This is a genomic window from Xanthomarina gelatinilytica (assembly GCF_000348685.1).
Lineage (GTDB): Bacteria > Bacteroidota > Bacteroidia > Flavobacteriales > Flavobacteriaceae > Xanthomarina > Xanthomarina gelatinilytica.
This window is the reverse complement of the sequence record NZ_ANLA01000005.1, coordinates 97,279-109,256: the sequence shown is the minus strand read 5'-3', so window position 1 is coordinate 109,256 and position 11,978 is coordinate 97,279. Positions and strand designations below refer to the sequence as shown.

Below are 11,978 nucleotides of genomic sequence, written 5' to 3'. Positions count from 1 at the left end.
TTACTCATTTATTGTGTTGTTGGCTAAAGTTTTTTGTTCCATATCAGACATGCCATTTTCCTCTGTATTGTTCTCTTCTTTAACAAGGGAAACATCTTTTGTTTCAGGTTGATCCTGTACTTGAACCGTTTCTGTTTCCGGTTGGGCAGCATCGTCTCCTCCTGTTAACATACCACCAAAGCTCATAAAACCTATTGCCATTAATCCAGTGATTATAAAGGTAATCCCTAGGCCTCTTAATGGCGCTGGAACATTTGAATACCTGATTTTTTCACGAATGGCAGCAATGGCAAGAATGGCTAAGAACCATCCTATTCCAGATCCTATTCCGTAGGTTGTTGCTAATCCTAAAGTAGCTATCTCTCTAGATTGCATAAATAAGGAGCCTCCTAAAATTGCACAGTTTACTGCAATTAGTGGTAAAAAGATACCTAGTGAATTATATAATGAAGGTGAAAATTTCTCTACTATTATTTCTACTAACTGTACCATGGTTGCTATGGTAGCAATAAACATAATAAACGATAAGAAACTTAAATCATAATCGGCATATTCTGCGCCCAACCAAGTTAAGGCTCCAGGCTGTAAAAGGAATTGATCCAATAACCAGTTTAAAGGCACTGTAATTGCCAATACAAAAATTACTGCAGCTCCTAAACCTACAGCCGTTTTTACTTTTTTAGATACAGCCAGATACGAACACATTCCTAAGAACGTAGCAAATACCATGTTATCTATAAATATCGATTTGAAAAATAATTCTATATGTTCCATATTCTTTTAGTTTTCAGTCTCAGTCTTAGTGAACAGTTTGTGCTGTAAACTGTGACTGTACACTGTTTCCTTATTAATCTTCTATTAATGCTTTATTTTTGCTACGTTGTACCCAAATGATGATTCCAACAACAATCAAGGCCATTGGAGATAATAACATAAATCCATTGTTTTCATAGCCTAATGCATATAGCCCAGAAAGTTCTCCTGGAATTGGATTCCCCAATACTGGATATCCCAATAAGGTTCCAGATCCCAGTAACTCCCTAAAAAATCCTACAATAATCAATATAACACCATAACCTAGTGCGTTACCAATTCCATCCAAGAAAGATCGCCATGGACCGTTTCCTAAAGCAAAAGCTTCAAAACGTCCCATAATGATACAGTTTGTAATAATAAGTCCTACGAATACAGACAAGGTTTTACTTAATTCGTAAGCAAAGGCCTTAAGGACTTGATCAACAATAATTACCAAAGCTGCAACTACAACAAGTTGCACAATAATTCTAATTTTTGAAGGGATAATGTTTCTTATTAAAGAAATAACAACATTCCCAACTCCTAATACAAATATTACAGAAATAGACATCACAATTGAAGCTTTTAACTCTGCTGTAATTGCCAAAGCTGAGCAGATACCAAGTACCTGTATGGTAATTGGGTTGTTATCTGCTAATGGATCTGTAATTAATTTCGTATCTTTTTTTGATAAAAGTCCCATAGGTTAATTGTTTTTTAAATTATCAAAATAAGGCTTGTAAAGCTTTAAATCGCTTTTTATCATTGCTGTTACACCATCACCTGTAATGGTTGCACCTGCAATGGCATCTACCTCATTATCGGTTTTGTCTACGTTTTTAGGATCGGCATTACCTTTGGCAACGGTTATCCCTTTAAAAACACCTGCTTCATTTAACAAATGCTCTCCATAAAAATCATCCATAAAGTAGCGCTGTTTAATATTTGCACCTAAACCTGGTGTTTCTCCCTTGTGATCAAAATAAGCACCTTGAACTACCATGTTTTCATCCATGGCCACGTAACCCCAAATGGCATCCCAAAGACCTTTGCCGTAAATTGGCGCTACATAAACGGTTTTACCTTCCGTATTTTGACCAACAAATAAAGGTAATTTTCTTGGCTCACCTTTCTTTGCATTTGCTTTTTGTTTTTTAACATCAATTAAGTAAGGCTCTTGTTTGGTTTCGTTAAAATATTCATCACGTGTTTGTGTTTTCAATATTTTCCCACTACCATCTACAGTAATGACCAATTGATCTGTAACATTATTTTTAAAAGCTTCAGGGGCTTTATCTGTAGAGATAAACACAGCACTGGACTCGTCGTTATCGTTAATACCCATAGCATATAAAATATTTTGCTGCTTTTCCAAACGTTGGTTTTCTATAATGTTTGGTTTTAAAGATGACGCTGTAAATGCCAATAATGCACCAACAACCAACACCATTCCAATGGCAAAAATAATGGTATATGAATTTTTATCTGTTCTCTTTTCCATTTCTTATGCGTTTTTAACTTTAAGACGTTTCATTCTTTGTTTCACGTTACCTTGAACCACATAATGATCGATGGTTGGTGCAAACACGTTCATTAATAAGATCGCTAACATAACACCTTCTGGATACGCAGGATTGAATACACGAATCATGATAGAAATAAAACCTATTAAGAATCCATAAATCCATTTTCCTTTATTTGTTTGAGATGCTGTTACAGGATCTGTTGCCATAAATACAGTACCAAAAGCAAAACCTCCAATTAACAGGTGTTCCCAATATGGAGTACTCATCAACCCGTAAAATTTACTTCCTTGCGATATAACCTCTGCATTTACAAGACCATTAAAAATTAGTCCCATGACAATGGCTCCTAACACTGAAGACAACATGATTCTCCAGCTACCTATTTTTGTGAATATTAGGAATAAACCTCCCAATAGTATCAATAAAGTAGAGGTTTCCCCTACTGAACCTGGAATAAATCCATAAAACATATCTGCAACGGAATAGACTGTTTCTTTACCTTGAGCCAAAGCTCCCAAAATGGTTTCACCAGAAATAGCATCTAAATTTTCTCCTGCCGCAATGGCTTTATCTCTTGCAACTGCACCATGAACCCATACTTTATCTCCAGACATCCAGGTTGGATATGCAAAGAACAAAAAGGCGCGAATGGTTAAGGCAGGATTTAGGATATTCATCCCTGTTCCTCCAAAAATTTCTTTCCCAATAACAACCCCAAAAACTACTGCCACTGCAAGCATCCATAGAGGCGTGTCTATAGGCACAATTAAAGGCACTAGCATTCCAGTTACCAAATAGCCTTCTTCAACTTCATGACCCTTGATAATTGCAAATAAAAATTCTATTCCCAATCCAACCCCATAAGATACAATTACCAGTGGCAACACTTTAATCAATCCTATATAAAAAGCGTCCCAGGACAAGAAATCCACAGGAGTTCCTAGAGCTGCGAAATGTTGATATCCAGCATTAAACATTCCAAAAATCAAACAAGGAATCATTGCCATGATTACCGTATTCATGGTACGTTTTAAATCGTCTGCCACTTTTATATGAGTTCCGTTATGCGTGGTCTCATTTGGCAAGTATAAAAAAGTATGTAGCGCATTGAACGCTGGAGCCATTTTGGTTCCCTTATACTTTTCTTTTAAGTTATGTAATGTGCTTTTTAAACCCATGGTTCTTTTTTTAAAAATTTTTCATTTCGTAACACAAAATGAATAAAGTTGTATTTTTCATTTCGCTACATGAAATGAATAAAGTTGTATTTTTCATTTCGCTACACGAAATGAATAAAGTTGTATTTTTCATTTCGCTACACGAAATGAATAATTATCCAATTTCTTTAATCATTACGTCTAAACCTTTTCTTATAATCTCTTGATGAGGTTGTTTAGATACACAAACAAATTCTGTTAAGGCAAAATCTTCAGGAGCTACTTCGTACATACCCAAAGCTTCCATTTCATCTAAATCTGTATACATGCATGCTTTTAAGATTTGTAACGGATAAATATCCAACGGAAATACTTCTTCGTAATTTCCTGTTAGCACAAAAGCTCTATGCTCCCCATTTGTATTGGTGTCCAACTCATATTCTTTGTTTGGTGTCATCCAAGAGAACGTAAGGGCTCTAGAGGTGGAAACCTTATTGAATACGGGTTTGTTCCATCCAAAAAACTCATAATCATCTCCTTCAGGGATTACAGTGATTATATTGCTGTAATAATCCAAACACCCATCTGGACTAACTTGTTTTCCAGTTAAAACATTGCCGGAAATAATCCTATCATTGCTGTCTTTATCAATACCATTATCATAAACCATGGTTGCTATTTCGCTACCTATTTTGGTTTTAAAGTATCTTGGCTTTTTTATGGAAGATCCTGCCAAAGCAACAATACGTTCAGCATTGAATGTTCCGGTTAAAAGCAATTCCCCTATAATAACCAGGTCTTGAGCATTTACAGTCCAAACCACTTCGCCTTTGTTAACTGGATCAATTTTATTGATTTGGGTTCCAACATTTCCAGAAGGATGTGGCCCAGAAACTTTATGTAAAGTAATTCCAGACAAACCAGCTAAAGGTGAAGTGCTATTTTTGCCTACAGATACATGCACCTTACCTTCGGTTAATTTCCCTAAGGCAGTGACTGCTGCTTGCAACTCTGCTTCTTTTCCTTTTAAGGTGTAATCCAAATCTGCTGCCAATGGTGCAGAAGCATAACCCGAAATAAAAATGGCTTTAGGCGTTCTGTTTGGCTTAGCAATAATATCGTAAGGACGTTGTTTTATAAATGGCCAACAACCAGAAGCCAACAAATGTGCTTTAACAGCTTCACCATTTGCCGATTGGACATCAAATTTTCCAAAATCTTGGTAAACCTGCTCCTTGTCTGCTTGAAGTTTTATAGCTAATATCCTTCTTTTTTCTCCACGTAAAATCTCTATAACTTCTCCAGAAACAGGCGAAGCAAATTTAACAGCTTCGTTGGATTTATCGTAAAAAACAGCTTCTCCTGCTTTCACTTTGGCACCAACTTTTACTAACAATTTAGGGATAACTCCATGGAAATCTTCTGGCCTTAAGGTACAGTAGTTGCTAACAATAGCGTTTTCAGTCGCTTTTTCAGCTTCACCTTTAAGTTTAATGTCCAGACCTTTTTTAATCTTAATGTCGTTTGACATGTTTATAAATCTATTTGTTAATAGTAAATGTGATTAAGATATTTGATCTACTCAAAAATCCGTGCAAATTTACGAATTTCTATATGAAAAAATACTACAGTTACACGAAGTTTGTTATTTATATCAATTCTAAATAGTTAAAAATGCTTAGGCATAAAAATTGTTTATATTTACAGAAGAAATAAAACATTATGACAAGAATCCACAAATATTTCCTGCTTATTGCTTTCATACCTTGTTTGTTTTTTGGACAAGCTGTAGAAGTAGCTCCTCCTGATTACATTAAAACCATCATTTTTACAGGGGAAGCACCAGAAAGCCAACTTCCCATAATTAAATTGGGAGACAGGATTGCTTTAGGTTTTGATGCCTTAAATGGCAACGAAGAAGATTTCTATTATAAAATTGAACACTACGATTATGATTGGACCCCTTCAAACCTTACCAAAGCCGAATACATGAATGGCTATGACAACCAACGTATAAGAAACTACGAAAACTCTTTTAACACCTATCAAATTTATTCTCATTACAATTTAATTATTCCAAATGATAGGACTCGTGGACTCAAAAAATCAGGGAATTATATGATTCATATTTATAACGAATATGATGAAATAGTTTTTTCAAGAAAGTTTATGCTCTACGAAAATAGTGCAAATGTAGGTGTGTTTATAAGGAAAGCAAGAGACGTTAAATATCTGGATGAAAAACAAACTGTGGATATAAACATCAGTTCTTCAAGTATCATGTTCAACAACCCAACTGAAACGGTTAAGGCATTAATTATCCAAAACAACAATTTAAACACCGCCATTTCCAATGTAAAACCACAGTACACCTTGGGCAATGAGCTTATTTACAAATACACTTCTGAAACCACTTTTTGGGGAGGCAACGAATATTTGTCTTTTGAAAATAAAGATGTAAAAGGTGCAAACGTTGCCATAGAGCATATTCAATTGGACGACCTGTACAATAATTACCTGTTTACTGATGTGGTAAGGGCAAACAAACCTTACACTTACAACCCAGATATTAATGGAAATTTTGTAATAAATGCGTTATATACCGAAAAACCTTGGATTGAAGCAGATTATGTTTGGATACACTTTTCGTTATTACCCACACCAGAACTATTAAACAAATCCATTTATGTCTATGGGAATTTTAATAATTATGAATTGACACAAACCAATAAAATGTATTTTAATGAGGCTAGAGGTGTTTACGAAGTTCCAATATTATTAAAACAAGGGTTCTACAGTTATAAATACGTGTTGGTAGATGAAAACAACCAACTACAGGAAGGAGCCATTAGTGGCAATCACGATGAAACGGAAAACAACTATAAAGTACTGGTTTACTATAGGGATCTAGGAGCCAGATACGACAGACTTATAGGTGTTGGCGAGTCGAGTTCTATAGATATTACCAATTAAACCCTGTTAAACATGCACATGGTCTAATATTTTGTGATACTAAGCGTTTAATTTTTTATTTTAGCACTTTCCAATTAATAGAAACCCAATAAAAATGGTTCAACAGGTTACACAAGGGATTAAAATTTCGGCAGAGACCAATTTTGAAGGCACTTTTTATAAAAATTATAAGATCCAATTTGCCTTTGGTTACAAAATCACTATCGAAAACCAGAGCAAAGACTCTGTACAGTTGTATGCAAGACATTGGACCATATTGGATGCCTTGAACAATTTAGAAACAGTTTCTGGAGAAGGTGTTATTGGAAAAAAACCTGTTATAAAACCTGGAGAATCGCATACCTATACATCAGGATGCTTGCTGTCTTCACCTTTTGGAGCCATGTATGGATTTTATAGCATGATCAATCTTAACACATCCAAAAAATTTGAAGTCACAATTCCAAGGTTTAAATTAAGCGCTCCTTATGCTTTAAATTAGCCTTCGCTATAACTTTCTTAAGTTTTTATTTATTCTAAACTCCTGATTATTTAGACGTATCAACATTAAAAGTTGCTTGAGACAGTTGGTCATTCAAAAGATTTAAAAACAGCATGTTTACCATGCCGTTGCTCTTTACCACTTGTGTAATACTGGTTGTTTTAACAAAGCCACGATCCATAACAACACCATAATCCTTTTGTTGGGCACCAGCTGTTTGATGAAATTCCAAAATACTCTCAGGATTTGGGCTGTTTTGCTTCTGAAACTCCTGAAACCAATTGTATCTGGATTGTTTCATCGCTTTTGTATACAGTGCAGACGATGACCAAATATGAGGTTCCATAGGGAGTTTTTTAACATGCTTGGCTGTTCCATCCCAAACCAGCTCAAACAATTGCAGCTCCTTTTGCCATTCAATCATAACAACTGTAAAAGGTTCAATATCCATTAAATTATATGTTTCAATGGTCTTTAAAACAGAATCTGAGGTCAATAAATCTTTAACAACCACACCTCTACTCAATCTATAACTGTCCTGTCGTTCATGTTTGGTAAAACCACCATTTAACAAACAAACAAGACGCTTTTTGCTGCTAACCCCAATCCAGGTTCCCCCAGCAAGTTTATCTTTTGGATACAAAAGCTTGGAATCCCCTTCCATATAAAAATCTGGAGACAAAGTCTCTCTGCTTGGGGCTTCGTCTCTATTGGATGTCAACACAAAATTGGAATGCCCTAAAGGAACTACTGTTACTGTACACATAAAATCTAGAGTCTGGTTACCAAAGCACAACTTACAAAAAAACCAATACTTTAACTTGTCTTTAGCATAACAAAGAAAAGATAATCGGTAAAAATATTGTACCTTTGCAGCTGAAATTTTTACAAATTACAAAACCAAAACAATCATGGGAAAAGGATTTTTTAATGTACCAATAGCTGTTAACGAACCTGTTAAAAGTTATGCTCCAGGATCTCCAGAAAGAGAGGCTGTTTTAAAAGCCTATAAAGAAATGTATAACAGTCAAGTGGATGTACCAATGTACATTAACGGAAAAGACGTAAAAACTGGCAATACCAGAACCATGTCTCCTCCTCATGACCACAAGCATATAGTTGGAACCTTTCATTTAGCTGAAAAATCTCATGTAGAGGAAGCTATTGCCACAGCTCTTGAAGCTAGAAAATCTTGGTCCCAAATGCCTTGGGAACAACGTGCTGGTATCTTTTTAAAAGCTGCCGAATTAATTGCAGGTCCTTACAGAGCTAAAATTAATGCAGCAACTATGATTGCACAATCTAAAACCATTCATCAAGCTGAAATTGATGCTGCGTGTGAGTTGATAGATTTCCTTCGTTTTAATGTCCAGTTCATGACAGATATTTACATGGAACAACCAGAAAGCACAAGCGACGCTTGGAACCGTGTTGAATACAGACCTTTGGAAGGGTTTACCTATGCCGTAACTCCTTTTAACTTTACGGCTATTGCCGGAAACCTACCTTCTTGTATGGCTTTAATGGGTAATGTGGTGGTTTGGAAACCAAGTAACAACCAAATCTATTCAGCCAAAATTATCATGGATGTATTTAAAGAAGCTGGAGTTCCTGATGGCGTGATTAACGTTGTTTTTGGAAACCCAGGAATGATAACAGATACAGTTATGGCAAATCCACATTTCTCAGGATTACACTATACTGGTTCCACTCCAGTTTTCCAAAGTTTATGGAAACAAATCGGGAACAACATTGAAAACTATAAAACTTACCCAAGAATTGTTGGTGAAACAGGTGGAAAAGACTTTATAATAGCTCATAAATCGGCCAATGCAAAACAAGTGGCAACTGCCATTTCCAGAGGAGCTTTTGAGTTCCAAGGACAAAAATGTAGTGCTGCATCTAGAGCTTACATCCCTAACAATATTTGGGAAGATGTTAAAAAATACGTGGTAGAAGATGTGAAGTCTTTTAAAATGGGATCTCCGGAAGACATGACCAACTTTATAACAGCTGTTATCAATGAAGGTTCTTTTGACAAATTGGCGAAATATATAGATGAAGCAAAAGCTGCTTCTGATGCTGAAATTATTGTTGGTGGTGGATATGACAAGTCCAAAGGTTACTTTATTGAGCCAACTGTTATTGTTACCACAAATCCTAAGTACGAAACCATGTGCACTGAACTATTTGGGCCAGTAATTACCATTTACGTATACGATGAAAACAAATATTCCGAAACTTTAAAACTGGTTGACGAAACAAGCGAATACGCCCTAACTGGAGCTGTTCTGGCAACAGACAGATATGCCATAGTTGAAGCAACCAATGCCTTACAAAACAGTGCTGGAAACTTCTATATTAACGACAAGCCAACTGGAGCTGTTGTTGGGCAACAACCTTTTGGTGGCGCAAGAGCTTCCGGAACTAACGACAAAGCTGGATCTGCACAAAACTTAATGCGTTGGGTGTCTCCTAGATTGATTAAAGAAACATTTGTGACTCCTGTAGATTACAGATACCCTTTCTTGGGATAAACAACAGACAACCTTATACAAAAAACCCTTAAGTTTACTTCTTAAGGGTTTTTTTATGCCTTTTATCTTACAATTATCCGGTTAAAAATAGAACTTATTATATTTATCTACTAACCAACTATATTGAAGATGAAAAAAATCTACTTCCCTTTACTTTTACTTTTATCTGCTAGTGTGTTCGCACAAGACAAAAAGCAAGCACTTCAAAAATTTGATGTTTCAGACATGGAAACTTCGGTTTTAATTACAAGTTCACCAATTTTCGAACTTGAAACCTACAATGAAAAAACCATAAACAATTACAATTTTTATCAAGCTTACAAAGCCATAGCACATGGCGACCTACAAAATCGTTTTCTTCCTTTGGAACATTTAAAAGAACAAAGCAAACAAAGTTATTTTACCAAGGTGATTCCCCTTGCCATCATTCATAGTGATTATGAATCGATTACAAACGAAGCATTCCAAAACAATACCATAAGAAAAGATTCCGATGGTTTTTTAACAAGAACCAATAACAATCCTGTTTTCGAGCAGAAACACATCACTTTAACAGCTCCTCTAAGAAGCAGTAGCAAAGGTTTGCAAACCAGCTTTGTGTTATCGGCTTCAAACATTTTTAACACAACAGATCGGGTTATTGAAAGCATACAAGTGGATTTTAATGATGGAGCAGGGTTTAGAAACATCGTACTGGACCAAAACATCGTTGTTGATTATTTGGAAGCTGGAAAAAAAGAAATCACGTTTAAATTAACCCTTGATTCCGATGAAACAATCATACGCCATTCAAACATTGAAATCACTTATTCCAATGCTGATTTATACTCTCTTTTCAATCGTGTCATAACCACCTTTAATGCCAGTATCACGCCAGACCTATCCCCTTATGGTGAAACTGTTTCGTATCCTGGAACTGGAGAATATGAAGTGTATTTAAGTGCAGATAATGTTTTGGACAAGCCTATTTTTCTGGTTGATGGTTTTGATCCTGGAGACGGAAGGGACATTACAGGACTTTACGATCTATTGGGTTTTGACGACAATGGCACTACCTCAAATCTTGGCGACCTAGTGAGAACTGAAGGATTTGACGTGGTTATTTTAAACTTCCCCATATACACAAGAACGGCAGATGCAGCTGTTATTGATGGAGGAGTCGATTTTATTGAACGTAATGCCATGCTCTTGGTGGAATTGATAAACACCATAAATGCCCAAAAAGTTGGCACAGCCGAAAATGTTATTATTGGCCCTAGTATGGGTGGATTGATTTCCAGATATGCCCTTAACTATATGGAAAACCAAAATATGAACCATGAAACAAGACTATGGATTTCTTTTGATGCGCCTCACCATGGTGCTAACGTGCCAATAGGATTTCAACATCAATTTAATTTTTTAGCGTTTGGACTGGATGATTTTTGGGTACTTGGAGACCAAAACGTGGAAGAACTGCAACCTATTATTGATGGCATGTTGAAATCTTCGGCTGCCAGACAAATGCTCACAGACCAATTTGAACCACATATAACCAATAGCGACGGAGTAACCTTTAACAGTTCACTTGCCTTGCCAAGAGCACATCCTTTTAAAGCTGTTTTAGACGCCAGGATGAATGGCTTAACGGCTTCTGGATTTCCCGAGTTAACAAGAAACATAGCCATAATTAATGGAAGTGGAGTCAATAATCGCTATCCAGACAACACAGCCAACGCGAATAACCTAAATCCAGGCACCAGAATTCTTAATGCAAATATTAATGTGATGACAGGAGCCGATTTGAAAGTTGAAACTTTTTTCACCCCAAACGCTGGCACACAAATTCAAACCAGTAAAGTCCATTTGGATTTTGCGTGGTGGTTCCCTCTGGCCAACGATAGAATCAACAATGCAGATTCCAGGGCTTTCACTTATTCAAATGGTGTAGATGCTGCTTCTGGTGGTTTGTTCGATATACTGAAATTAACTGAAGATTTATCTACAGATGGTTTGGTAGGCGAATTTTTAGCTTCGTTAAGTACCGATTATTTTAATTTTATTCCAAGTGTAAGCGCCATGGCTTTTGAAATTACCAATAATGAAATTGATTGGTTCCACACGCCAAATGGAATAACAACTGCTAGAGCAACTACCAGTGTCACTCCTTTTGACGCATGGTTTATGCCAACAGACAACGAACCTCACGTAACCCTAACCGAAGGGAATGTTGCATTTGCCCTAGACGAAATTTTACTTGAAACCTTAGTAACGGAAACGTATTTGGAAAACAGCATCAAACTAAAGCAAAATCCAATTACAAGCACTTTAACCTTGTTGAGTACGAAAGTATATCCAAACGCAACTATTTCCATAATGGATTTAACAGGAAAAATGGTTTACCATCAAAATTCAAACCTAAGCAACAAAACAGCCATTCCTGTAAATGCTGCTTCTGGAATGTATATTTTAAATGTGGACACTCATACAGGTTTAACATGGAGAACAAAACTCATTATAAAATAAAAGA

10 protein-coding genes are annotated in these 11,978 nt (G+C 36.1%); 4 read left to right on the top strand and 6 right to left on the bottom strand.

Annotated elements, in window-relative coordinates; genetic code table 11:
• The 5 genes from nqrE to D778_RS05180 form a co-directional block, all read right to left on the bottom strand.
• Positions 1-774 (bottom strand): NADH:ubiquinone reductase (Na(+)-transporting) subunit E, encoded by a 774-nt coding sequence (gene nqrE / locus D778_RS05200; protein WP_007648385.1) that lies wholly within the window; start codon positions 772-774, stop codon positions 1-3.
• A gap of 73 nt (positions 775-847) precedes the next feature.
• Entirely contained in the window at positions 848-1,498 is a 651-nt protein-coding gene (locus D778_RS05195; RefSeq protein ID WP_007648383.1) for an NADH:ubiquinone reductase (Na(+)-transporting) subunit D, read from the bottom strand.
• Positions 1,499-1,501: 3 nt separating this feature from the next.
• A complete protein-coding gene (locus D778_RS05190) occupies positions 1,502-2,296 on the bottom strand; it encodes a Na(+)-translocating NADH-quinone reductase subunit C (RefSeq protein ID WP_007648382.1) in 795 nt (264 codons plus the stop codon).
• A gap of 3 nt (positions 2,297-2,299) precedes the next feature.
• Complete coding sequence (locus D778_RS05185; protein WP_007648380.1) at positions 2,300-3,499, bottom strand: NADH:ubiquinone reductase (Na(+)-transporting) subunit B; 1,200 nt, start codon at positions 3,497-3,499, stop codon at positions 2,300-2,302.
• Positions 3,500-3,653: 154 nt separating this feature from the next.
• Complete coding sequence (locus D778_RS05180; RefSeq protein WP_007648378.1) at positions 3,654-5,009, bottom strand: Na(+)-translocating NADH-quinone reductase subunit A; 1,356 nt, start codon at positions 5,007-5,009, stop codon at positions 3,654-3,656.
• Between the two features lie 191 nt (positions 5,010-5,200).
• On the opposite strand from D778_RS05180, the gene D778_RS05175 reads away from it, so the two are divergent.
• Positions 5,201-6,451, top strand: coding sequence for a type IX secretion system plug protein (locus D778_RS05175; protein WP_007648376.1), 1,251 nt, complete (start codon positions 5,201-5,203; stop codon positions 6,449-6,451).
• A 94-nt stretch (positions 6,452-6,545) separates the two neighbouring features.
• Positions 6,546-6,932, top strand: a complete 387-nt coding sequence (gene apaG / locus D778_RS05170) for a Co2+/Mg2+ efflux protein ApaG (protein ID WP_007648374.1) — start codon at positions 6,546-6,548, stop codon at positions 6,930-6,932.
• A 46-nt stretch (positions 6,933-6,978) separates the two neighbouring features.
• On the opposite strand, the gene D778_RS05165 is transcribed toward apaG, so the two are convergent.
• Positions 6,979-7,698 (bottom strand): NRDE family protein, encoded by a 720-nt coding sequence (locus D778_RS05165; RefSeq protein WP_007648372.1) that lies wholly within the window; start codon positions 7,696-7,698, stop codon positions 6,979-6,981.
• A gap of 145 nt (positions 7,699-7,843) precedes the next feature.
• Here D778_RS05165 and pruA point away from each other — a divergent pair, with 145 nt between their 5' ends.
• Positions 7,844-9,469, top strand: a complete 1,626-nt coding sequence (pruA, locus tag D778_RS05160; RefSeq protein WP_007648370.1) for an L-glutamate gamma-semialdehyde dehydrogenase — start codon at positions 7,844-7,846, stop codon at positions 9,467-9,469.
• A 129-nt stretch (positions 9,470-9,598) separates the two neighbouring features.
• Entirely contained in the window at positions 9,599-11,974 is a 2,376-nt protein-coding gene (locus D778_RS05155; RefSeq protein WP_007648368.1) for a T9SS type A sorting domain-containing protein, read from the top strand.
• Positions 11,975-11,978: the final 4 nt, after the last annotated feature.